The organism is Geobacter sp. (genome assembly GCA_009684525.1).
Taxonomy (GTDB): Bacteria; Desulfobacterota; Desulfuromonadia; order Geobacterales; family DSM-12255; genus Geoanaerobacter.
Genome location: WKKR01000006.1, coordinates 85570 through 109985, shown reverse-complemented (window position 1 = coordinate 109985; position 24416 = coordinate 85570). Strand labels below are relative to the sequence as shown.

The window sequence follows — 24416 nt, the reverse complement described above, 5'->3', positions numbered from 1 at the left end:
CCGATCCGGTCACGGCATCTCCCGGATGACGGCGCAAACCCTTTCGACCGCTTCCGGGGCAAGGTGGGGCCCCATGGGAAGGCTCAGCACCTCGTCGGCGATCTGCTCCGCCAGGGGGAAATCACCTTTCCCGTGCCCCAGGTCGGCATACGCCTGCTGCAGATGGGGCGGGATCGGGTAATGGATGAGGGTGCCGATCCCCGCCTCCTGCAACCGCCGCTGCAGCCCATCGCGGCGGCCGCACCGGATCACGTACAGATGCCAGGCAGGATCGGCCCAGGCGGGAACAGCCGGCAGCACCAGTTCGGTTCCGCAGAGCAGCTCGCCGTAGAGAGCGGCCAGCTCCGTGCGGCGGGCGTTCCAGGCGTCCAGCACCGTAAGCTTCACCCGGAGCTGGGCTGCGTGAAGCTCGTCCAGGCGGCTGTTGAACCCCGGCAGCTCGTTGACGTACTTCTCCCGCGAGCCGTAGTTTCGCAGCATACGCACCTGCTCCGCCAACTGGTCGTCGTTGGTGGTGACGGCGCCGCCGTCGCCAAATGCCCCCAGGTTCTTGCCGGGATAGAAGCTGAATCCCGCCGCGTCCCCCAGGCTGCCGGCACGTTGCCCCCGGTAGCGGGCGCCGTGGATCTGGGCCGCATCCTCCACCACCTTCAGGCCGTGGCGCCGGGCAATCTCGTTGATCGGGTCCATGTCGGCGGGCTGGCCATAGAGGTGGACGGCAAGGATCGCCCTGGTGCGGGGGGTGATCGCCGCCTCGATCCGGGTGGGATCGATGTTGCAGGTTGCTTCCACCGGCTCCACCGGCACCGGGATCGCCCCCGTATAGGAGACGGCCAGCCAAGAGGCGATATAGGTATTTGAGGGAACGATGACCTCGTCCCCCGCCCCGATCCCCATCCCGCGCAGGATCAGATGCAGGGCATCGAGACCGTTGCCCACGCCTATGCAGTGCCGCACCCCGCAATAGGCGGCAAACTCCTCCTCGAAGGCGGCCACTTCCTTACCGAGGATGAACCAGCCGCTCTCCATGACCCGCCGATACGCGGCATCGAGCTCAGTCTTCAGCTCCCGGTAGGGGGCCTGCAGGTCGAGAAAAGGGATCGTCATAGCCATTCTCCACGCTAGTTGTTACGCCCAATCGCCATTATTGCCCGGGCGCAGTACGTTGAAGCAGTTTCCTGACCCCTTCCAGCATGGCATCAATGGAGATGCTCAACCGGCAATCAGTGTCTTTCTCGCACTGCTTGTTTAGGCAGTCAGTACATTTCAATGGAGATTGCAGTGTAATGTGACAAGCACCTCGGGGTCCCGTTCGTCTGGAATCTGTAGCGCGGTAGAGCGAGAGCGTAGGTGTGCCGACCGCTGCAGCCATATGCACAGGTCCACTGTCGCATCCGACAACCAAATCGACTTTTCTCAAAATAGCGGTGAAACCTTTCAGTGACATTTCGGGAAGCAGCCTTGCCTGACGGCCTATGCCGGCGGCAATTCCCTCAGCCACGCTACGCTCCCTTTCGCCTGACGATGAAAGGAGTATGGTGCTGTCGGAGAATTCGGCAATTATCATTTTCCCCAACTCAACCCACCCTTGTTCGTACCACAGCTTGGTTTCCCATGTGGTCCCCGGATGAATCAACACCACAAGCCCATCACCTAGCGTTGCAAGGAACGCCTCGGCCTCACCCTCCTCAAGGCTATCCGTATGAATGTCCGTGCAGAGCTGCATTCCTGAATAGTCGCGACCAAATGCAGAAGAGACGATTCGCAGGCAGCGGTCAGTCACATGGTAGTCCTGTCGCCTGAACATAACCGAAGATGTAATGAAATAACGATTCAACGGCTCACGTGCCTGATCGGGCGTCACCCCCACCCGGCGTGGAGCCCCGGAAAGCCAGGCAACGATGCCGCTCTTGGTGTTGGTCTGCAGGTCGAACGCAATGTCGTAATCACACCCCATGATCTCCTCGCGAAGGGCTGTCGCCTCACGCCATGTCTTGCGAGAGAAAGGATGCTTCTTCCATTCTTTAGTCCGAATGCAGTGGATATGCGCAAGCTGCGGATTCCCTTCCAATAGCCCCCTGAACCGCTCTTCAACAACCCATCCGATTTCTATCCCAGGTCTCACCTTGTGCAGATAGTCCAACACCGGAAGGGCGTGCACCACGTCCCCGAGGGCGCTCATTTTGACTATCAACACTTTTGGATGTTTCACATCGTATCCAGAACAGCCGGCATAATGTCGCTCAGAAAAACTTGGGCCGAAGCCTCTTAAGCAGGGAGCAAACTATAGCAAAACGGAGCGATTCTTTCCACTCTCGCGGACACTATATTTTTCAAACCCAGGCATATCGGCATGTTAGCACCGGGCAGTCCTCCTGACATGCCGCAATAAGAATTGACTTTGCCCGTGGCAGAGCATAAATTTGATGTTCTTTTCCCGGCACATCGGCATGATTCGTATGTTATACAGGTCCCGTGCCTGTGATTATGGCCGCAACGCCGATTTTATTATATTCTCCGAGCACCATATGCAGCAATCGGTTTACAGATAATGGCTTGGGTCCATTGCCACCATCAAACGAAAAAGGCTTTAGTCACATGTGCCACGAGTATTTACTAACCATCGCGATCCCAACATACAACAGGTACAGATATGTCAAAGAACTAATCCCGGAATTACTCAATCAGTGCGACGAAGCTGATCCTGGTGCTGATACTATAGAAATAGTCATATCGGATAATGCCTCAACTGATGAAACAGGCGACTATTTTCGCAGACTTGATCACGACAGGATTGCATATTTCCGCAACGTCAATAACATTGGTGCCGATGCAAATTTCATTGAATGTGTAAAAAGGGGAAAAGGTAAGTATATCTGGCTCTTCGGTGACGATGAATTGTTATGCCCCAATTCTGTAAAAAATGTGGCGGGTATTCTATTGAAATACGACATTGCCCTACTGATTACAGAAAGCGCTTTTAAAGAATCCCGCTATTTTGAATCATATTCGGATGCATTGAAATATTCGCTCAAAATAGACCGGCTTTTCCCTGTTGTGCATACCCTTATAACAGCCAATGTTTTTTTAAAACAGATATTCGACATAGATTTTGCTCGTACCCATTTACCAACAAATTATGGCCACATGTATGGCATCATGAACGGCCTGAGACACGGGGGTGTCTACGTCTGCGGGAAAGATAATAAAATTATCAAAATACGTGACATTAGAGCCGATTTTCATGACCCTTTAATTGATATCGAAAAAAAGCTCGTAAAATATGTGTGCTTTGTCGGTAACACATTCAATTGCTGGCCTGCAAAATTCAACGTCTGGTATTTTTATACCATTAAAAATAAAATAAAAAGTTCTGCTACATACAATAAATTCAGAAAATACCGTAAAAAAGTTTTTTCTCTGCTAAAACCTGCCAGCAAATAGCAACATATCAGAAAAAACCTCCGCTGCCACAATATCCATGTCTGCAACTGCAGCATCAGGCAGCATAACCATGAAATATCACGGGGAACTACATGGCCATAACGTTCCCGCTTTAATCAACATTGAGAATCGGCTCCTCAATGATGTGGTTGCAGTCGAATCCAGCCTTCCGGTGCGTTACAGTGCGTGCCATATGTCTTGTCCTTGAACCATTTCGCAGGCGCAACAACGGTTTTATCCGGATTATTGTTCAGCCATGCCCCCCACCAACTGAATGTACTGTTAGCAATAATATTGCACCTACACATTGACATCAGCACAATTTCATAATTTGGCCTGAAAGCATCTTGTGGTGCTACATAATTGACTTTGCACTTGAAATTTATATTTGACTTGACCCATTCAACATCATCTGAAAATACATAATAATCACAATTACCGTGTTTATTACTTATTATATCTATCGCATCATTATAATAATTACTATCAAGGTGTACAACTTCATCGAGTGTAGCGTAATCCCCCCGTCTTACATGAATGGAAACTGCGGTAGACGTTGCCAGTTTATTTTCAAGCGATTCGTCTCTTACATCAAAATGCTTCAGGACAAATTCCTTCTTGATAATGTCACAGATATCCGCAAAATATTTTTCATTGGCCCAATAACCGTCAAGATAAACATTTTTGTTAACACCCAGCAACTGAGAGTTAAAAGGTTCCCGGAATGGTTCCCGGATATAATTTCGCCATTTTATGGGAATCATTCCATACAGCTTTCTGCCTAACCTTTTTTCCCATCTAACAAGCCGGCAGATCTCATCGTCACTCGCAACTTGCCCCTGAATATCGAATTTATTCAGCGCAAACGTTCTCGGCGTAGATGCTCCAAAGTCTTCAAACCAATGCAAATCAAATTTCAGTTCAACATTGTTGATCAACGCGGTTCTTCTCCCCATGGCATACTGAAACATCTGATTGCCGAGTCCGCCATGGATTTTCACAATCACCATCTGGCGCAATCCTCCCAAGAAACATGGCAGATGAAACTGCTTACACCGAAGGAATCAAACGGAATACTCAAATATAAAAAAAGCTAGCGTAACAGCTAGCAGGCATCATCTATCACTCACATAAAGTACTATCACAATCAGATTATTGTTCAAAGTTTTAATTACATAACAGGTAATTACGCAGTATAAATATTTATTTTTTAAGCCACAATGTCTTCCAGCTTCTTGATTTTCTTGGATGCGTATCAAGCGACTTGTCCCAATTTGATTGCGTGATAATGCCAAGATAATTCTCAGCAAGAATTTTTTCTGTCTCCTTTAACGCAACACTCTCATCATACTGTTCTTTATAATGATATACTTTAAAAAGTGGTTCTACCGGTATCAATGGAATTGGTTTGTAATAAAGCAATGACTCCCCATACCACAGCATTTCATTGGGGAACATGGTGATCATCTCGGCAAAACTCAACTGGTTGGATGCTGCATAACCGTCCGCGAGCATTCTCCAAACCTCGACATTGCAGATGATCGGAGTTGGCCCAAAATCATATATCCTCCCGGGGCGCTCAAAATATTTCTGCGCGGTTGACCGATCCTTGATGAAATTTCTCCTGATCTTGGCCAATCCGTTTCTGGCGGCAAACCCCAACAGTTCCTTCCCTTCATGCATCACGGTATATGGGATGGCATCATCGTACATGAAATCATTAACACCGAAATCGCGAATGAAATAAGAATCGGAGTCGATCATGAGATAGTTCCGGCACACGCCCAATCGCCAGAATTCAGATTTCACGACCTGCTGCAGGTGGTTCCCCGGCATACTCCCCACCAAGGACTCAGTATGGAGCTGGTTTGCAGATAATATCTCTTCATCCACAAGCAGGGTAAGTTCATCGATGCCGGCAAGTTCCTTACGAAATAACGGCAGATCACTGCGCGGCACTGAAAGATAAAACGGGATACCGTCCCTATTGAACCGCTTCACACTCTCTGCCAGGCGCTTTGCGCGGAGCAGATCGTTTCTGTACGATTTGCAGAACAAGACAATCGTCTTCATGATACGGGTCTGTCCTCTCGTTTACGGGGTTCGCGTGCAACACTGGCAGCTATTTCCACTATTTTATCAACGGCATTTTGCACAGTGAACGGCGCAAGTGTTTCACAATCGGTCAACTCGCCCGCTTCCCATTTCTTGAGCAGAAGATACAACGCATCCTTGAGACCTTTCACATCAAGGGCATTGAGGGAAATCTGCCCCCGCTGCTGTAATATCTTTGTCAGTTGTTGATTATTCCAGATCAGACCGATAATCGGGCGCTTTGACCAGAGATATTCAAACAACTTTGACGGGATGTATTCTTCGCAGAACGGATCACTGCCATGCAGAAGGATCAGGGCATCGACCTGGCGCATCGCCTCCAAAACCTGTTGCCTGCCGCTTTTCCCGGTAAGTGGATTGCTCTCGAGCCGACCATGTTCTACAACGACCTCCTGCAGGGGAAACTGCTGGAGCGCTTTTCGTGACAGTGAATCAAGGTGTGCACCGTAGATATCGACCTGCACCAGCCGCTTATACTCGGGATAGTCCTGCAAAAGCCGATACAGCGCTTCAATGAAAACAGCAAGGTTTCTGGTTTCAGCCAAGGAACCGAAATGCCCGAAATGAACTTTCTCTTGACGGCGATAGACAACACCCTGGAAGTCCGGTTCCTGGACACCGGGAATTATCATATACCCACGGTTACCCAGTGTTGGGTTTCTCGCTAGTGCCTTGGCCAGAGCCCCCTCGGTAAACCACCAGGCAGCATCAGCCCGCTCGCAGATCTTTCTCTCCAGGTAGGCTGCCCATTTATATGCCGTACCGGTCCCTCTCCAGTCGCCATGGATCATGGGATCATGCAACTCCGCAATCCATGGAATGGAGAATTTTTTAGCCAGCAAATAGCCGGCAAAATGGGCAGAGTTGGCGCCGCCGGTTGAATAGATGAGCAGAGGGCGCTTCTCGCGTGCGATTCGGCATCCCTTGAGATAAGCCATGAAAAACCATGACCATTGGCTCTCCAGATGAATGAACGCTCTTTCCACAAAATAGAGCGGAAGGAGCAGAACATTTGCCAAGCCTTTTGCAAGCCGATAACTCGCTGGGTTGCGAAAATGCTTTTTCAGGATATGCCGAAGGTCGAACTTTAACCCTGAAGGGGCTATTGCAGGGACCTGATAATGCTCCAGCGCGCTGTCCTTCTCTCCGGTCTGGGCGCTTATCACAATCGGAACGATGCCTTTTTCAATCAGATAGGGAATTTTATCGGTAATTGTCTGGCTTGCTGCCCGGCCATCCATATTGAATGCGTGCGAAATGATGAGCCACGTCTGGCCTGCTGGTTTGTGCAACGGTTCAGGCATGCTTCACCTTGTCCTCATTGGTTGGCGCAAAATTCCCGGCAACTCCATGCTTCAGGAGCAGGTCGACGGCCGCCAACACCTCGTCAGTAGTAATTTCTGTCATGCATGGGCTTTCAAACGTGCCTCCATCATCACACCCTGCCTTACCACACGGCACGCATTCCATATCCTTTTGAACAACCGCAATATTCCCCCGCCGCAACACCCCTCTGGTCTCAGGACAGCACTGGCCAGGTTCGCCCGGATTGAACCAAGGAAACCAACGTGACGTAAAAGTCGGGCCGTACAGAGCGACCATAGGTATCCCGGTGCTTGCGGCAAGGTGGGTCACGGCAGTGTCAAGGCCGAGATAGAACGCAGCCCGGCTCAAGAGACAGGTTATTTGATTGAGTGTCAGCTCACCCTCTATCAATACAGGCCTGATTCGACATCGTCCCGCGGTATCAACCAAGAGTCTTTTCTCCTCTGGTGCGGGAGAAGAGGTCCAGATCGGCTGCAAACCGTATCGACGTGCAATTTCGTCACTCACTGTGGCAAAGCGATCCAATTTCCAATACTTGTAAATCCAGCGGGCGAACGGATGTACCACAAAAAACCGGCCACTGCAGTTTTCCCTTCTGAGAAGGGCTTCCACCCTGGATTCGTCTTCTGCATCCCAGAAAACCTTGACTGTCAGGCGTTCTGCCGGTATCCCCAGCGAATCGGCCACCAACTCGCAGTATCTGGCTACCGGTATATCTTCAGGAAATTTCAGGGGATGGGTAAAAAGAGCCCTTTTCCAAATATCTTTCCAGAATGACCCTCCCCGATAGAACCCCACACGCTGGTGCCTGCCGGCAAACAGAACGGCTGAATTCCCCCTGTCAGACGCATTCATATTGATGGCGAGGTCGTAACGACGGAATATCTCCCGGAAATAATTTTTTCCCTCTTTAGCCGAATAAAGTACCCGACGCACCCGGGGGTCCTGTTCCAGAAACTCCCCGGTACCCTTCCCCACCAGGATATCTATGTTTGACTCCGGATAAGCTTCCTTCAACAGGCCGATAAGCGGAGTCATCAGGATTACGTCGCCGATCAGACGTATGCAGACAATCAGGATGGTTTCTGGAGGCTTGATCACGGTTTTTTCCCAGTATCCTGAGCAGCGGCCAATTCGCGCAGTTTCGCATACTTGTAAAATACCGATACGGCATTTGATACAGAGATGGCAAATCCGGCAAAACCATCCATAAACCCCTTTTGGAGAAAAAAGGTCTTTATAAAGGCATAGAACGGCCTGAAAACGACCTGGCTGAGGCGACTCCTTCTCCCTCTGTCAAGTAATTGCGTTGCGCCAATATCCGTATACCGGTTCATTTTTGCAATAAGGTCAGTAAAACCGTCAAAAGAGTAATGGAGCAACTCCCCCTTGCACTGCCCCGTTTCTCCGCTCACAACGACTTGTTCATGGACCATTTCCGAAGAAAATCTTGCCTTGCGCCGGTCAAAAAGCCTCACTGTCCGGTCAGGATACCAGCCGCAGTGGCGAATCTCGCTGGTTCCGAGAAAGGTGCGCCTGGGAATGGAATAGGCTGTTCTCAAATTATTGCCGGAGAGGATCAACTTGATCTCGGCGGCAAGTTCCGGAGTCACCCGTTCATCACAATCGATATTGAGCACAAGGTCATGAAGGGCAAGGTCGACAGCTGCCTGCTTCTGAGGTCCGAACCCCTTCCAGGGGATGTCAAAGACCCTGGCGTGCTTACTGCGAGCTATTGCGGCTGTGTCGTCCGTACTTCCCGAATCCAGCACCACGATATCGTCTGCCCATTTCACACTCTCCAGGCAGTCGCCGATATGGCGGGACTCATTGAATGCAATGACAACTACCGAAATTTTCCTGGGTTCACCCACTGCAACCTCGTTCATGGTTCTGCCATCAATATCCGGTAAAGGTGTTCGCCGCTGTTTTCCGCCTGGAGGGCCTCTCCTGCCCGCCGCGCATTTCCCCGATACGTTTCGTAGTCCGCCATGATGCGGCGTACCGCATCCAGAACAGCAACCGGTTCAACTTCTGCAACTACCTCTCCGGCGGAAAATCGGGAGACTACACGTGCAATCCAGGTCCCGGACAAGGCTACTACAGGTGCGCCGCAGCTCATGGCGTCAAGGGTGATGCCGCTGATGCGATCCGCAAAATCCTGCCTGTCATAGAGTTGAAGACAGATGGCCCCGTTAAAGAGCCAGAAATACTCATCCAAGGGGAGAGTTTCAGACTGGAAGGTGAGTGGTGGATAACTGAGAGCCGCCATTCGTGCCAAAGCCTGACGCGTTGCGTCGTCGTATTTTCCGTAGTGGTCGGGCGAAGACTGAACGATCATGGGAATATTCTCGCCGCATTCCTCGAGATGAGCGACAAAAGCCGCAATATGCACTATGCCTTTGTCTGCCCGCGCTGCACCTGCGCTGAGAATGTGCCTGAATCCCGGAGCCTGCTGCTCCGCCACAGGGCAGGAGGTAATGGGATAGGGCACCACCTGGACGTTTTTAAATGCGCAATCGCGCAACTGAGCCGCAATCAGTTCTGTCGGTGCAAGCAGGACGAGACCAGGCTGACGCAGAGCGATCCGTCTCAGCTGCAGCTGTTTTTTTTCATCGAGACGCAGCCAGTGAATAAAGCAAAATACTTTCCTTGGAGGGATTTCTCCTCTGGCCGCCCAATCCAGCAGCAGCAGGTCTGTCCGACCGGCAGTTGCGACAAAGACTCGACCGGGCTGGCGGAGAAGGGCACGGTAAAGGAAATACCCCTGCACCTTTCGCCACCGCCGGTGAAAATACCCCTTAACCTTGACCAGTGGGAGAAAATCGGAGGGGGTATATTCCTTCCCCGCCCAAAGCATGATCTGCGCTGGAGTTCCTGCCGCTCCACAGATGCTCCGGACAAAACTGGAACAGTGTCCGGCATCGCTCACCAGGGTCGGTTCAATGATGTGGAGTGGACCTTGCATTTTAATACCCCAGAACCCCTGCAAAACAGACCTTCATCCCAGAGACACCCGTCTCTGGAGTTCCAACGCTGCGGCGACCACGACCTCAGGCGTTACCGATGTCATGCAACGATGGTCGGTGGGACACTCCCGTTTCATACACGGTGCACATGCAACCGTTTCGCGGACCACTATGGCATGTTCGGCCAGAGGATAGGTGGAAGCATGGTCGGTAGGGCCAAAAATGGCCACCAACGGTACGCCAAAGGCAGCAGCAATGTGCATCGGCCCGGAATCATTGGTAATAAAAAAATCGCAACGTTTGATCAACGCCATCAATTCACGCACCGTCATAGTCCCTGCCAGGTTCACACAGCTTCCGGAAAGCTCCCGTTCGATGTCAGCGGCAATCGCGATCTCGCCAGGACCACCAGTAATCACGACCCGGGCATCCCAGGCAACTGCAAGCTCAGCGGCAACAGCGGCGAACCGTTCGGGATACCAGCGCTTTGCCGAACCATAGGTAGCACCGGGGTTGATGCCGACAACGAAGTCTGAGGGAGCAATACCCCGATTCTCCAACCGTTTTGCCATGCCCAGGTCTTCATCAGATGTGGTTGCCAGAAGTTGGCCTTGATCATTGCCCGATATGCCAAAATGCCGGAGCATGGCCAGATAATTGACTGTCTGGTGCTCACCCTGCGGTTGAAGGGACATGGGAAAACCATGGGTCAGGAGAAAACCGCGGCCATCGCTACGGTTTCCCAGACGACGGGGGATTCCGGCAAGCCAGGTGATCAGTGCGGCATCAAAGGCATCTTGCAACAGAACAGCAAGATCGAACTGCCGCTGTTTTAGTTCTGAAGCCAGCCGGAAACGTCCGGAAACCCCCTTGTGCCTCTCCGCACGGTCGTACACTATAACCTCATCCACCCATGGATGGGGGGAAAAGAGCTCGGCAACCATTGGGTTGGCCAGGATGGTAATGCGGGCATCGGGGAACGCTGCCCGCACCAAGCCAATGGCAGGGGTTGTCATCACCGCATCCCCAATCCAATTCGTGGCGCGGACCAGAATCCGCTGAATTCCGTTCCGGTCGATACAGTTAGCTTTCACACCGCATGTCACAATGGTCAAATCTTCTCTGCCTCGTCCACGAGCATCACGGGAATCCCTTCTCGAACGGGATAGCGGAGCCGGCACGCAGGACAGGTGAAAGCCGCTTCGTTCGCCTCCAGGTCAAGCTTGCCTTTGCACTGAGGGCAGACGAGGATGGATAGTAATTCTGGTGACAATGGCATAGATTAGTCCTCTCCCATCAAATTCAGACGCATACCTCCGCGGGGCTTCTGCGGGGGCAACGATCTGATTGATATTGAACAACCTGCTAATAAATGAGCCCAGGGTGCCAATACCCTATTTTTTCTCCAGCACGTCCCGAGTCACCTGCTCGACGATTGTGGAGACAAAGTATTCCGAACTGAACATCCTGGAATTATCACCCCTAAGAAACTCTGCGATATCCGACTGATACCGAGCATACTCCTCACATGATATCGAAACGAGAAATTCATGCACTGCTGCCGTATCCGCAAATCTGCGACGATCTATGAAACAGCCTGCTGGAATATAGTCCGTCACGTTGTCTGCTCCCCAGTAGATGGGTACGCAGCCGGCCAGAAGGCTATCGAAGATCTTTTCGGTAATGTAGTTGGATAAATCGCGGGTGTTTTCATAACAATAGGAAAACCTGCTCCGTTTCAGCACTTCCCTTTTGTCATGCACCTCTCCCCGATAGCTGGGGAACGGTTTATGGCCAAAGAGCTGGCTTCTCAGTCGAGCAATGCGCCGTTTGGCCTTTGGCCAGAAACCAAAGGCAGGCGAAGGTTTGGCCCACCCCATACCATACAACTCAAACTTTTCAGGCGCGTTTCCCTCGTACCAGCGTATGGTATTTATACGTTCAAGATACAGATCCGAAGCCAAGGCCTCGCGAAAGGCTTTATTTGCGTTGATGATGCAACTGAAGATATCTCGCTCTGCAAACGAGGGCGTCGGCTCAAATGTGAGCTGATTTGGAACCAGTATTTTCCGAACATTCGGCAAATCGAGCAACCTGGCATCCCAGGCAAAAACCTTGGTGAATCTCCTGCAGTACTCTCGATCTTCATTCAGTCTGTTGATATTTGGGTTTTCCAGTGCAATGAGATACTTTGGAATGCCGTCTGCGACAAACGGCCGCCCTTCCACATGCAGATCAAAAGCGATCTTTCTTCCCTGATTGACATCGGGAGTGTTGATTTCTATCCCGTTGTCGAGAAAAGCCTGTCGAAGAAGCCTGAAGGTATAGGTTGGATTATAGCGGTGCGTTCTGTCCTCCAACGAAAACATCGAGTTATTGCCATGACCTTCGGCAATGATATTCCCGTAGAGCTTCATTTCGCACTCCATTTAACCACCAAGCGGATTGCCTGAGCCTTGTAGTAATCAAACCTGCAATAGTGCCGCAAACGATAGTTTTTCATAAAAGCACTGAACAAGCGATGCCTTTTCGTATGAGAGTCGACATGGGACTTGAGAATCTTCTTGTATATAAACGAGCGGTAATCACTCAACAATCCTTCACCAAGTTCTGCTTTGTACTGTTTGATGTATCCGAGAAAACGGAGACGATCCCGCATCGATTCTACTTTCCCATCGCTATTTTCATGAATCCGGTAGGTCATGAGCGGCTTATTGATCCAAACGATAGGGCCTTGTCGTACAAGGTTCAGAAGCCATGTCACGTCGGCATACTTGCCCCCACGAACAGGGAGCCGGAGATCGCCGACCAGCCGACGATTATAGATATAGCCGGGAAATGGAGCGATTCCCGATTGGGCGCGTGAAAAATATCGCCGGGCCAAGTCTCTCGGTCTGGTGATCACTTCCTGATTTCTGAAAGAACAAAATGAGGTGCGCGATTCCAGCACACCGAACGTCTCAATCCTGGAATTGCAACCACAAGCAATAGCCATCGGATAGGTAGCCATGCATCGTTGCATTTCTTCGACGAAACCCGATTCCATCATATCATCATCATGAAACAGGCAGAAATACTCGCTTAGGGCCTCCTCGATACAGCAGTTAAAATGTTCCAGCGGCTGCAGCATTGGAGACCGGCGAATATAGTGCACCCCAGGAAAATCAGACCTGACCATCTGCTCGACATCGTCGTTGCTTGAATTGTCTGATATTACCAGCCTGAAGGCCTGGCAGGTCTGGTGAATGGCCGACCGAATTGCCTGCCGCGCAAAATCAGGCCTGTTGTGACAAAGTATAAATACAGTCAATAATTCCATCAACTAAACCGGATGCTTGGCATGCACTGTATTTTCAAGGGCATGTTCAAGTGGCAGCGAGTCATCCAGATAGAGTTCCAGCAAGGCAACGCAACAATCGCCCAGGATGCCGCGATACGTCTGGAGCTTCACGGCATCCTTTGCAGTTGTTATGAGGCAGTTGGCCTTCTTTGTCTGTTTGAGCCGGCCCAGCGCCTCCAGTTCGTCCTTCCCGTAGGGGGTATGATCGGGAAACGCCACCGTTGCCACCAGGCTGATCCCCTGCTCCTCGAGGCCGTTAAAGAATGCCGTTGGATTGGCAATGCCGGCAAAGGCAATGACCCGGCGCCCGACCAGATCTGCCAGAGGGTGCGGCTCCCCTCCCCCCAGCGGGGCATATCCGGTCAGGCGGTGCGTCGAGGTGCAGTACGGCAGGGATGGCAACAGCTCGTGAACAGGTGGCAGCGCGCCTGCAGAGCGGGTAAAGATGACCAGGTCTGCCCGCCGTGCAGCAGATGGCGGTTCACGCAACATGCCGGCGGGCAGGGTATGCCCCGTGGCAAAGGGATTTGTGCCGTCCAGGAGCAGGATGTCCAGATCCCGTCCGAGCCGCTGATGCTGGAATCCGTCATCGAGGAGGAAGATATCCGGGGCAAGCTGTTTCATGGCCAGACATCCGGCCAGGTAGCGATCCGGTCCCATTACCACCATCAATCCGGGCTGGGCAGAAGCCAGCAGGCAGGGCTCGTCACCCGCCTCGGCAGGAGAAAGGAGCAGGCCGGTGCCATCCGCGACGATCCTGGTTTCCCCCTCCAGCGATCCTCCATACCCCCTGGTCAGGACCACCACCCGCTTCCCCCTCTCCAGCAGGAGCCGGGCGATGAGCAGGACCGTCGGGGTCTTGCCGGTCCCCCCGACAGTGATGTTCCCCACTGAAATCACCGGCCTGGGCAACCGGCGGGAAGGGATGATTCCGGTCCGGTACCCGAACGCCCTGATCTTCATGACCAATCCATAGGGGAAGGAACAGAGCACAAGGAGGGCAAAGACGAGCCGGTCGACCAGACCCCGCCGCGAACCGGCGACCAGCTCCCTGAAGTACGCTTCGCCTTTCACGCTTCACCCCTGAGACATTGTTCGATCGCTGCCAGGTGCCGGGCGGTTGCCCCCCCTTGTTCCAGGACCAGCCGCCGGCCATTCTCTCCCATGCCGGCCCTGCGGGCGGCATCGTCCAGCAGGGTCGTCAGTGCCATTGCCAGCTGCTCGCCGTCGGCAACCTGGAGCGCGGCATCAGCGGCAAGAACCAGCGCTGAAATCTCGCGGAAGTTGGTCATATGCGGGCCGATAATGACCGGTACCCCCAGCGAAGCCGGTTCCAGCACATTGTGCCCCCCCACCGGCACCAGGCTCCCTCCTACAAAGGCCACGTCCGCCAGACCATAGAGGCGCATCAGTTCGCCGATGGTGTCCACCAGCAGCACCTCGCCCGCGGCGAGTTCCGCCTCACGCCCGGCCAGGGAGGATCGACGGACATATGCCAGTCCTGCCTGCTGCAGCAGATCGGCCACCTCCGCTGCCCGCTCTGGATGCCGCGGTACCAGGACCAGCACAGCCTCTTTTCCCGCACCGACCAGCCGGGAAAAAGCGGCAACGACCTGCCCCTCTTCGCCGGGATGGGTACTGCCGGCAACGATGACAGTTGCCGCTTCCGGCAGACGATACTGTAGTCTGCAGGCGAGACGCTCCGCCGCGGAGACGTTCCCTACAGGGATGTCGAACTTGAGGTTGCGGGCCACCTGTACCCTTGCCTCGTCGGCGCCAATGGCGATGATCCGCCGGGCATCCTCGCTGCTCTGCATGCAGAAGGCACCGACCGTGTCCAGCACCGGCCGGAAAAGCCGCCGGGCCTTTAGATAGCGCCCGAACGAACGATCAGAGATCCGACCATTGGCTATCAGGGTCGGGATGGACCTGTTGCGCGCCTCGCGCAGGAAGTTCGGCCAGAGCTCGGTCTCCACGATGACCACCAGGCCGGGGTCGATCTGGCGCAGCAGGCGGCGCACCGCCCAGGGGTAATCGAAGGGAAAGCGGATGCAATGGTCGACCCAAGGGATCTCCTGGGCAACCACGCGGCCGGTCTCGGTCATGTTTGAAAGCACCAGAAGGCGCTCCGGGAACCTCTCCTTCAGCGCCTTGAGCAGAGGACGGACAGCTATGGTCTCACCCACCGATACGGCATGGACCCAGATCGGGGGAGGTCCTCCAGGGGTCAAAACCGGTGCCTGATCGACAAACCCGAACCGCTCCAGCAAAGCTGCCGGACGCCCCCTGCTCACAGAACGGTACAGGTGATAGCCGATGATGAACGGCAGGGCACACAGGAGCAGGATATTATAGAGCAGGTACATGTATGAGCTCGCAAAGGCCGTGTGACATGAGACAAGAAGTACGCGCCGCTCTCATCCCGAACCGGAAGAGACTAGCTGCCTGAGGAGCTGGTATCTCATCCGCGTTGGTGCTCCGGATGCAGGCAGGTTCACGTTTCACGCTGCACGATTCAGGGCCAGTTGGTCCGCCCGGTTCGTCGTCTCCCGGAGGGCCGACTCGATCCGTTGGCGAAACGCCTCCAACTCCTCACCCTTCTGGTAACGGAGAGGCTGGCCGATAACATAGACGCCCCGTGAAAATGGCTTGGGAATCAAGAGACGGTCCCAGCTCTCGATGAGCCAGCTCCGGGACGCGGAAAACGCTACCGGTATGATCGCCCTGCCACTGACCATGGCCGCCTGGGCAACACCGAGCTTTGCTACCTCGGCTGGGCCTCGGGGCCCGTCCGGGGTAATGGCCAGATCATTGCCGGCATTCAGCAGGCGTACACACTCCCGCAGCGCCGCAACTCCCCCCCTGGATGATGACCCCCGTACCAGACCGAACCGGAAACATTTCATGACGTCCGCGATCAGTTGTCCATCACGATGCATCCCGATCAGGACATGCAGCCTCTTGCCGGGATAGGCAAACGGGACCATCAGCAGCCGGCCATGCCAGAAGATGCCGATGACCCCTTCGGCACGGCTGACAAAATCCCTGAAGATCTCCCCCCCCACCGTTTCGATCCGCAGGGTCAGACGAAGCAGATGGATCAGCAGGTAGATGATCACGGCCAGAGGCCGGCCCGACAGCTTGCGGACAAATGCGCGGCGTAGTGCTTTCATTCCTTGAATTGCATGTCGTACAGCTTGCGATAGAGACCGTTTGCCGCCAACAGTTCACCATGGGTACCGCTCTCGCGGGTGACACCGTTTTCCAGCACCACGATCCGGTCGGCCCGGTAGATGGTGGAGAGGCGATGGGCGATGACAAAGGTGGTCCGATTGGCCATGAGGTTTTCCAGGGCCTGCTGCACCATCTGCTCGCTCTCGGTGTCCAGGGCGCTGGTCGCCTCGTCGAGAATCAGGATCGGCGCATCCTTGAGGATCGCCCTGGCTATGCAGAGTCGCTGCCGCTGACCGCCCGAAAGCCGCACCCCGCGATCGCCGATGTTGGTAGCATACCCTTCGGGCAAAAGATCCACGATGAAGTCGTGGGCAAAGGCCGCCCTGGCTGCCGCTTCCACCTCGGCATCGCTGGCATCCGGCTTGCCATAGCGGATGTTGTTGGCGATGGTGTCATTGAACAGCGTGGTTTCCTGGTCGACCAGGGCAACCTGGCGCAGGAGGTCGGTCAGGCGCACGTTGCGGACATCATGGCCGTCAATGAGCACGGCACCGCCGGTTACGTCGTAGAATCGAGATATCAGCGAGACCAGGGTGGTCTTGCCCGCCCCGGACGGCCCCACCAGGGCGATGACATCACCCTTTTTCGCAGAAAGGGTTATCCCCTGCAGCACATTCTCATCCTGGTAACTGAAGGTGACATCGCGAAACTCCACGTCCCCCCGCACCCTGTCGAGCGGCTTCGCATGGGGCGAGTCAACGATCTCCGGCTGAGCATCGATGATCTCGAAGACCCGTTCGGCAGCACCGAGAGAGCGCTGGATGGAATTGTAGGTCCCGGAGAGCTTCTTGATCGGATTGTACATAAGGACCATGGCTGTCACGAATGAGAAGAACTCGGGGGCGGTCATCTTCCCCCCCATGACGCTGGCGCCACCGGCCCAGACCACGGCAGCAACCCCGAAGGAGGTGATGAATTCCATCATCGGCGTGGAAAGCGCCTCGTATTTGATGGATCGTCGCATCACACCGTAAAACTGGGTATTGTTGGCGGAGAACTTCGCCACTTCCCGCTCTTCCAGGCCGAATGCCTTGATCACCTTGATGCCCGCATAGGTTTCCTGAAGAATACCGGCAATGTCACCCAACTTTTCCTGCCCCTGGCGGGAAAGATTCTTGATTCGACGGCCAATTTTCTGCGCCGGATAGATGGTCAGCGGCACAACAACAAGAGAAATCAGCGCCAGTTGCCAGTTGCGGTAGAATACCACCCCCAGGAGCGACACTGCCGAGATGCAGTCACGGAACAGGCCGGTGACCACCGTTGCCACGCCTTCCTGCATGGTCCCCACATCGCTCAGGACACGGGCCATGAGACCGCCGGTGGTCTGGCGATGGAAAAACCCGAGCGAGAGGTGCATGGAGCGGCTATAGACGTCGTTCCGCACGTGCTGGACCGCCATCTGGCCGGCAGTGCGGATGTAGTAATCGTTCAGGTAGCGGCAGAGCCCCCGGAACAGGAACAACAGGATGATGCCGAGGGGAAGGAGCGAGAAGACCAGCAGGTCCTTTTCGGCAAAGATCCGCTTGAGCAGCGGCTCCACCAGGTAGGCGAACGCGCCGTCCATGGCGCCGACACCGGTGGATGCCACCGCTGCCACGACAATCCGCACCCAATATTGCTTTATATATCTGATGAGACGCAGGTAACTCTTCATGATGCGGGTGTCCTTATCATATCGAGGGCAAGACGGGCAATCCGCTCCGAGGCCCCGCTCCGCCCCAGCAGTGCGGGGATTGCGCCGAGTTTTTCTCGTATCGATGCGGCATAGGTGGCATCGGTCAGCATGCGGCCGATCTCGGCAGCGATCCTCCCCGGTTCGGCATCGTCCTGGATCATCTCCGGCACGACCCGGTCACCGGCGACGATATTGCAGATGCCGATATGGTCGACCCGTATCAGCCGCTTCCCCACATGGTAGGTAAAGGGGGAGACTTTGTAGATGATCACCATCGGCACGCCGATGAGCGCGATTTCAAGGGTGACGGTGCCGGAGACGGTAACGATGGCATCGCAGACCTGGATCACGTCGTGAACCTTCCCCTCCACAACGGTGATATCAAGACTGCAGGCAGCAAGGTACGGGGCGAGTTCTTCCCTGGTAAGGCTCGATGCCAGGGGGAGGATGAACTGCACCTCGGGGAATTGCCGGTGCAGCCTTGCGGCAGTCTCCAGGATAACCGGCAGCAGCCGCCGCATCTCACCCCGGCGGCTGCCGGGGAAGAGCCCGACGGTTTTGCGGGCATGGTCGAGACCGAAACTCTCCAGCGCCTCAGTGCGCGTCATGGTGGGTCGGACCATGTCGACCAGCGGATGGCCGACAAAGGTGACCGGAGCACCGGCACGCTCGTAAAAGGGGACCTCGAACGGAAAGACCACGGCCATATGGTCCACCAGCCGGGCAATCTTGTGCACCCTGCCCGCTCGCCAGGCCCAGACCTGGGGGCTGATGTAATAGAGGACCTTCACCCCCCGTTTCCGTGCCTGCCGCGCCAGCAGCATGTTGAAGTCGGGATAGTCGATCAGGATCAGGAGTTCGGGCGGGTCGGTGCGGATGATATCGCGCAGGGTCGTAAAGGCATGCTTGATGATGCCGAAGTGGGCAATGACCTCCACCAGCCCCACCACGGCCATCTCAGCGGCATCTACCAGGATCTGAACCCCTGCCTCGCGCATCCGCTGGCCGCCGATGCCGAAGAAGGTCAGGTCGGGCCTGAGCCGGAGGGCTTCGCTCACCAGGCGGGCACCGTACATATCACCGGATGCTTCACCGGCAACTATCATGATCCGTTGTGCAGATCCCACATAACATCCTTGACAGGTTGTTGAAAAATTCCGGTCTTAAACAGAGAGACGCCCCGCCGGGGCGTCTCCCATGATAGAATGCCGGCCTGTCGCTAGCAGACCGATTTGACTACCTCCACCACCTGGCGGACCTGGTCGTCGGTCATTTCAGGGAAGACCGGCAGCGAGAGGCAACGCGATGCCACATCTTCCGTCACCGGAAGCCGCAGACCGGCGCACTCGGCGCTAAAGACGTTCTGCTGGTGCAGGGGGATCGGATAGTAGATGGCCGAGGCGATCTGCGCCTTGGAAAGCGCCTCCATGACGGCATCGCGACAGCCGGTCAGGGTCGTGTACTGGTGGTAGACATGGAGACCGATGCCGTCTTCGCAGGGGGGGGCGAGGACCGAGCCCGCAAGCAGCGAGCTGTAGAGATGGGCTACCCGGCGCCGCCCCGCGGTAAAGGCATCCATATGCTTGAGTTTGACCCGCAGGATGACGGCCTGCAGCTCGTCGAGGCGGCTGTTGTAGCCGATCACGTCGTGGTGGTAACGGACCTTGCTGCCGTGGTTGCGCAGCATCTTCACCTGCTCGGCCATGGCATCGTCATTGGTGGTGATCAGGCCACCGTCGCCGTAACAGCCGAGGTTCTTGCTGGGGAAGAAGCTGAAACAGCCGAACAGTCCCCAGGCGCCGGTCATGACGCCATCGATGGATGCGCCGAAGGACTGGGCGCAGTCTTCCAGCAGCAGAAGCCCGCTACGGGTGCAGATCTCGGCAATGGCGCGCAGATCGGCGGGTTGCCCGAACAGGTGAACCGGCAGCACCGCTTTGGTCCGGGGCGTGATTGCTGCCTCGATACGGCGCGGATCGATGTTGAAGCTTTGGGGATCGATGTCAACGAAGACCGGGGTCGCCCCCACGTAACGGATCGCCTCAGCCGTAGCAATGAAGGTGAACGGGGTGGTTATGACCTCGTCGCCCGGTCCGACCCCTGCTGCGGCCAGGGCGAGGTGGAGGGCATCGGTCCCCGAGGCGCAGGCAATGGCGTGCTTGACGCCGAGATAGGCGGCGGTTTCCTGCTCCAGCGCCGTCACATTGGGACCCAGGATGAACTGGGTATTCTCCAGGGCGGTCAGGATGCCGCCATCGATCTCGTCTTTGAGCGCGTGGTACTGAACCTTCAGGTCAACCATTGGAATCATAGTAACACCTCGTGTAATGGGATCAGGGTTCAGGGACGGGACACGGCCTGCCCTGCTCCCTACCCCTTGTTCACTGCTTCTTCGATCATCAATGCGACTTCCAGCGCCAACTGGCCGTCCTCGCCGCTTACCTGCGGCGGCTTGCCGCTCTGCACGGCATCGAGAAAGGCCGTCACCTCGGAGAGAAGCGGATCGCTCTGGGCAAAGGTCTGTTCTTCCTTGGCCAGATTGGGGACGCCAGGCATCTGCTCCCCCTCCCCCTTGCGGAAGGTGACGATCCTGCGATCCTGGAAATCGACGTTCAGGTAGGAATCTTCCTGGTATATCCGCATGCGCCGCTCGCTCTTGAGACTGATCCGGCTGGCGGTCACATTGGCAACGCAGCCGTTCTCGAATGCCAGGCGGGCATTGGCGATATCCACCCGGTCGCTGTAGACCGGCGCCCCTGTGGCGCGGACCTCGCAGACCGGCGATCTGACCAGCGACAGGATGATGTCCAGGTCGTGGATCATCAGGTCGAGGATGATACTGACATCGGTACCTCTCGCCTTGAACGGCCCGATCCGGCTCGCCTCGATGAAACGGGGGCGGGAGAGATTGCTGCGGAGTGCCGCGTAGACCGGGTTGAACCGTTCCAGGTGGCCTACCTGCAGGACCAGCCCCTTCTCGCGTGCCAGAAGGTTCAATGCCCGCGCCTCGTCGAGGGTCGCAGTCATCGGCTTTTCCAGCAGAACATGAACGCCGCGGGAGAGGAAGAACTCGGCCACCTCGAAATGGGCCCGGGTCGGCACGACAATGCTCACCGCATCCACCTGCCCGTCCAGATCGCGGTAATCGATCACCGGACGCGCCGACAACGAACCGGCTACCTCGGCGACACGCGCCGCATCGGCATCCACCACGGCAACCAGCTCGGCGTTCGCGCACACTGCGTACTTGTCGGCATGAAATTTCCCCAGGTAGCCGACACCTATGACTGCCGTCCGCAACCTGCTCATGGCCGGCAGATCCCCCGCTCCGACTTCTCGATGAACTCGATGAAGTAGGAGAGCTCCGGCGACTGGCGCAGGTCGCTCTTCATCTTTGCCAGCGCCTCGGGAAGCTTCAGTTTGGAGAAGGCCAGGATCCGGTACGCCCGCTTCAGGTCGGTAATCAGCTCGGGGCTGAAACCGCGCCGCTTGAGTCCGATCAGGTTCAGACCGCGCAGGGAAGCGTCGCGTTTGTCGCAGGTGGCCGCGATGGTAAAGGGCGGGATATCATGCCCCACCATGGTGCCGCCGCCGATCATGACATAGCCGCCAATCCGCACGAATTGATGGATCGCCACCAACCCGCCGAGAATGGCGAAACTGTCCACGGTCACGTGCCCGGCAAGGGCTGTGGCGTTTGCCATGACAATGCCGTCGCCGAGGATGCAGTCATGGGCGACATGGGAATAGGCCATGAGCATGTTGCCGCTCCCCACAACGGTCTGGCGGCGGCCACTCATGGTGCCACGGTGGATCGTGGCAAATTCGCGGATGACGTTCCGGTCTCCGATAATGACCAGGGTCTCTTCACCCTTGTATTTCAAGTCCTGCGGGGCAGCGCCCACGGCCGCCATCTGGAAGATCTGGTTCTCTTCGCCAATGGTGGTCCAGCCGTCGATGACGGCATGGGCACCGATCTTGGTTCCCCGGCCGATCTTCACATGTTCGCCGATCACGGCATAGGGCCCGACCTCCACATCTGCGGCCAGTTCTGCACCTGGATGGACTATGGCTGTTGGATGTATCATGTCAACTCCTGTCGGAACGGCGCTTGAAACCATTCCCGATTGTGTCGGATGGATATTACGATCTGTTCATGTCGGCAAAGGTGGCCTTGAGATCGGCCTCGGCTGCCAGTTTGTCTTCAACATACGCCTTGCCGGCAAAGACCCACATGCCGCGCTTGCAGGCAGTGGCGGTCATTTCGATGCGGAGCTGGTCGCCGGGGACCACCGGCCTGCGGAATTTTGCATTGTCGATGGAGGCAAAATAGCAGACCTTTTTCTTGATCTCGTCGCTGGAGGCGAGGTAGGCGAGGATGCCCCCCACCTGGGCCATTCCCTCGATAATCAGGACACCCGGCATGACCGGATGACCGGGGAAATGCCCCTGGAAAAACGGCTCGTTGATAGTGACATTCTTGATTCCCACGATCTTCTGTCCCGGTTCGTGTTCGACCACGCGGTCCACCAGCAGGAACGGGTAGCGGTGGGGCAGGATCTTCATGATCTGGTTCACGTCAAGCAGCATGGCTTACCTCCTGATAACGGTCAATGAAACATAAACGGTCAAGGGCCGGCGAAACGTCGGGGCATGGGCTGCTTCATGCCTCGCGTTTTACGGACTCTTCCAGTTGTGCAATCCTTTTTTCCAGAGAGGAAATGGTCTTTCGCAGCTCGGGGAGACGCGGTACCACCGCCATCGCTTTGAGCCAGTCACGGTGTTCAAAGGCGGGAAGACCGCTCACCATGCTGCCAGCCGGAAGGTTTCCCGGAATGCCCGATTTCGCGCCGACCATGGCATTGTCGCCGATGGTCAGGTGTCCGGCGACCCCCACCTGCCCGGCAAGGGTCACATGATCGCCAAGCGTGGTGCTGCCGGAGATCCCCACCTGGGAGATGACCATGCAGTTCTCGCCGATAATGCAGTTGTGGGCGATCTGCACCAGATTGTCGATCTTGGTCCCTCGTCCGATGCGGGTCACTTCGAGGGCTGCCCGGTCAATGGCCACGTTAGCGCCGATCTCCACATCGTCCTCAATGACAACGATGCCGATCTGGGGGATCTTGTACCACTCCCTGCCGTCCGGTGCATAGCCGAAGCCGTCGCTGCCAATGACGGTGCCGCCATGGATGGTGACGCGGTTGCCGATGCGGCAGCGTTCGCGCACCGTCACATTGGCATGCAGGGTGACGTCGTCACCCACCACGACCCCTGGGTAGAGAACCACGCCGGGATAGAGGGTCACACGGTCACCCAGTGTCGCCCCATCCATGACCGTGGCGCCGGGATGTATGGTCACCTCGGCACCGAGTCGCACGTCAGCGCCTATATGGGCTCCTGCCATCACCCCCAGCGCCTTGCGGGGTTCGACATGGAAGATCTGCAACAGCTTGGCAAACGCCAGATAGGGATTGGCAACCTCGATCACGTTGCGGCCATACCCCTCAGCCCCCGGAGGGAGCACCACCGCAGTTGCCCGGCAGGTGGCCACCTTCCCCGCATATCGAGGATTGGCCAGGAAGGTGATCTGCCCTTCCCCCGCATCGTCCAGGGTCCCCAGACCCCGCACGGTGGCTTCGGGATCGCCGACGACCCTGCCACCCAGGCATTGGGCGAGTTCGGCAAGTGTCTTGGTCATATCTCTCATTCCTTATAGTCGGAAAACGCTCAGCAAAAAAAGGAAAATGTGTGAAATCTACCGGCTGCGAGGCGCCGGCTACTTTTTGTCGCTCTTGCTGTTCATCAGCTTGATGATATCCTCGGTCACATCCACCTTGTCGTCCATGTACATCATCACCTCGCTCTTGACGAAGATGAAGGTGTAGCCATTCTTGCGGCCGTATTCCTGGGTGACCCTGAGGGTGTCGTCGATGATCCTGTTCTTCAGTTCATCGTCCTTCCCCTGCAGCTCGTCGTTCACATCCTTGATGAAGCGCTGGTATTCCTTGAGTTTCTGCTGGTAATCCTTCTCCTTGGCATTGCGGGCCGACTCGTTAAGGATGATGTTCTGCTTTTCCAGCTCGGCCTTGAGTTTTTTCAGGTCGTCCTCGCGGGAGTTCTTTTCCGCCTCGTACTTGGCGATCTTGGCAGCCAGCTGCTCCTTGGCAGTCTTGCCGGCCTCGGAGTTATGCAGGACCTTCTGGATGTCGACTGCCCCCAGCTTGACCCCTTCAGCCCCGGCAACCACGACCGAGGCAACGAGCATGCACAGCGATAACACAACCGTACTGAACATTCCTTTTTTCAT

24 protein-coding genes are annotated in these 24416 nt (G+C 55.7%); 1 reads left to right on the top strand and 23 read right to left on the bottom strand.

The annotated features are described in order from the left end of the window. Positions 1-9 precede the first annotated feature (9 nt). Positions 10-1107, bottom strand: coding sequence for an aminotransferase class V-fold PLP-dependent enzyme (locus GJT30_16715; protein ID MSM41261.1), 1098 nt, complete (start codon positions 1105-1107; stop codon positions 10-12). A 37-nt stretch (positions 1108-1144) separates the two neighbouring features. Then, positions 1145-2182 carry a lipopolysaccharide heptosyltransferase I gene (gene waaC, locus GJT30_16710; GenBank protein ID MSM41260.1) on the bottom strand — a complete coding sequence of 346 codons (1038 nt, stop codon included), beginning with the start codon at positions 2180-2182 and terminating at the stop codon, positions 1145-1147. Between the two features lie 305 nt (positions 2183-2487). Between waaC and GJT30_16705 the strand changes: the two genes are divergently transcribed. Further along, a complete protein-coding gene (locus GJT30_16705) occupies positions 2488-3444 on the top strand; it encodes a glycosyltransferase (GenBank protein ID MSM41259.1) in 957 nt (318 codons plus the stop codon). Positions 3445-3581: 137 nt separating this feature from the next. Here the strand turns inward: GJT30_16705 and GJT30_16700 are convergent, their stop codons facing one another. From GJT30_16700 to GJT30_16600, 21 genes are all read right to left on the bottom strand, one after another. Continuing rightward, positions 3582-4454, bottom strand: a complete 873-nt coding sequence (locus GJT30_16700; protein ID MSM41258.1) for a hypothetical protein — start codon at positions 4452-4454, stop codon at positions 3582-3584. A gap of 193 nt (positions 4455-4647) precedes the next feature. Next, positions 4648-5517 carry a hypothetical protein gene (locus GJT30_16695; GenBank protein MSM41257.1) on the bottom strand — a complete coding sequence of 290 codons (870 nt, stop codon included), beginning with the start codon at positions 5515-5517 and terminating at the stop codon, positions 4648-4650. Then, on the bottom strand, positions 5514-6863 hold the full coding sequence (locus GJT30_16690) for a hypothetical protein (protein MSM41256.1): 1350 nt from the start codon (positions 6861-6863) through the stop codon (positions 5514-5516). Before GJT30_16690 ends, GJT30_16695 begins: the two co-directional genes overlap by 4 nt. Further along, a complete protein-coding gene (locus GJT30_16685; GenBank protein MSM41255.1) occupies positions 6856-7986 on the bottom strand; it encodes a putative lipopolysaccharide heptosyltransferase III in 1131 nt (376 codons plus the stop codon). The genes GJT30_16690 and GJT30_16685 overlap by 8 nt, the downstream gene beginning before the upstream one ends. Continuing rightward, positions 7983-8774: a glycosyltransferase gene (locus GJT30_16680; protein MSM41254.1), complete on the bottom strand. Its 792-nt coding sequence runs from the start codon at positions 8772-8774 to the stop codon at positions 7983-7985. The genes GJT30_16685 and GJT30_16680 overlap by 4 nt, the downstream gene beginning before the upstream one ends. Beyond that, positions 8771-9877: a hypothetical protein gene (locus GJT30_16675; protein MSM41253.1), complete on the bottom strand. Its 1107-nt coding sequence runs from the start codon at positions 9875-9877 to the stop codon at positions 8771-8773. Before GJT30_16675 ends, GJT30_16680 begins: the two co-directional genes overlap by 4 nt. A 9-nt stretch (positions 9878-9886) precedes the next feature. Next, entirely contained in the window at positions 9887-10870 is a 984-nt protein-coding gene (gene waaF / locus GJT30_16670) for a lipopolysaccharide heptosyltransferase II (protein MSM41252.1), read from the bottom strand. 95 nt (positions 10871-10965) lie between these two features. Continuing rightward, complete coding sequence (locus tag GJT30_16665) at positions 10966-11133, bottom strand: Trm112 family protein (protein MSM41251.1); 168 nt, start codon at positions 11131-11133, stop codon at positions 10966-10968. Positions 11134-11248: 115 nt separating this feature from the next. Then, complete coding sequence (locus tag GJT30_16660) at positions 11249-12283, bottom strand: hypothetical protein (GenBank protein MSM41250.1); 1035 nt, start codon at positions 12281-12283, stop codon at positions 11249-11251. Then, positions 12268-13173, bottom strand: a complete 906-nt coding sequence (locus GJT30_16655; GenBank protein ID MSM41249.1) for a glycosyltransferase — start codon at positions 13171-13173, stop codon at positions 12268-12270. Before GJT30_16655 ends, GJT30_16660 begins: the two co-directional genes overlap by 16 nt. A 3-nt stretch (positions 13174-13176) precedes the next feature. Then, positions 13177-14268 carry a tetraacyldisaccharide 4'-kinase gene (gene lpxK / locus GJT30_16650; protein ID MSM41248.1) on the bottom strand — a complete coding sequence of 364 codons (1092 nt, stop codon included), beginning with the start codon at positions 14266-14268 and terminating at the stop codon, positions 13177-13179. Further along, positions 14265-15560 carry a 3-deoxy-D-manno-octulosonic acid transferase gene (locus tag GJT30_16645; protein ID MSM41247.1) on the bottom strand — a complete coding sequence of 432 codons (1296 nt, stop codon included), beginning with the start codon at positions 15558-15560 and terminating at the stop codon, positions 14265-14267. The genes lpxK and GJT30_16645 overlap by 4 nt, the downstream gene beginning before the upstream one ends. A gap of 135 nt (positions 15561-15695) precedes the next feature. After that, the gene (locus GJT30_16640) at positions 15696-16367 is read right to left on the bottom strand and encodes a DUF374 domain-containing protein (protein MSM41246.1); all 672 of its coding nucleotides are present in this window, start codon (positions 16365-16367) and stop codon (positions 15696-15698) included. Then, positions 16364-18085 (bottom strand): lipid A export permease/ATP-binding protein MsbA, encoded by a 1722-nt coding sequence (gene msbA / locus GJT30_16635; GenBank protein ID MSM41245.1) that lies wholly within the window; start codon positions 18083-18085, stop codon positions 16364-16366. The genes GJT30_16640 and msbA overlap by 4 nt, the downstream gene beginning before the upstream one ends. Beyond that, positions 18082-19212, bottom strand: a complete 1131-nt coding sequence (lpxB, locus tag GJT30_16630) for a lipid-A-disaccharide synthase (GenBank protein ID MSM41244.1) — start codon at positions 19210-19212, stop codon at positions 18082-18084. Before lpxB ends, msbA begins: the two co-directional genes overlap by 4 nt. Positions 19213-19325: 113 nt before the next feature. Beyond that, entirely contained in the window at positions 19326-20417 is a 1092-nt protein-coding gene (locus GJT30_16625) for an aminotransferase class I/II-fold pyridoxal phosphate-dependent enzyme (GenBank protein MSM41243.1), read from the bottom strand. A gap of 59 nt (positions 20418-20476) precedes the next feature. Further along, entirely contained in the window at positions 20477-21415 is a 939-nt protein-coding gene (locus GJT30_16620; GenBank protein ID MSM41242.1) for a gfo/Idh/MocA family oxidoreductase, read from the bottom strand. Beyond that, on the bottom strand, positions 21412-22194 hold the full coding sequence (lpxA, locus tag GJT30_16615; GenBank protein ID MSM41241.1) for an acyl-ACP--UDP-N-acetylglucosamine O-acyltransferase: 783 nt from the start codon (positions 22192-22194) through the stop codon (positions 21412-21414). Before lpxA ends, GJT30_16620 begins: the two co-directional genes overlap by 4 nt. A gap of 55 nt (positions 22195-22249) precedes the next feature. After that, a complete protein-coding gene (gene fabZ, locus GJT30_16610) occupies positions 22250-22696 on the bottom strand; it encodes a 3-hydroxyacyl-ACP dehydratase FabZ (GenBank protein MSM41240.1) in 447 nt (148 codons plus the stop codon). 73 nt (positions 22697-22769) lie between these two features. Then, positions 22770-23807: a UDP-3-O-(3-hydroxymyristoyl)glucosamine N-acyltransferase gene (gene lpxD, locus GJT30_16605; GenBank protein ID MSM41239.1), complete on the bottom strand. Its 1038-nt coding sequence runs from the start codon at positions 23805-23807 to the stop codon at positions 22770-22772. A 78-nt stretch (positions 23808-23885) separates the two neighbouring features. Further along, positions 23886-24416: an OmpH family outer membrane protein gene (locus tag GJT30_16600; protein ID MSM41238.1), complete on the bottom strand. Its 531-nt coding sequence runs from the start codon at positions 24414-24416 to the stop codon at positions 23886-23888.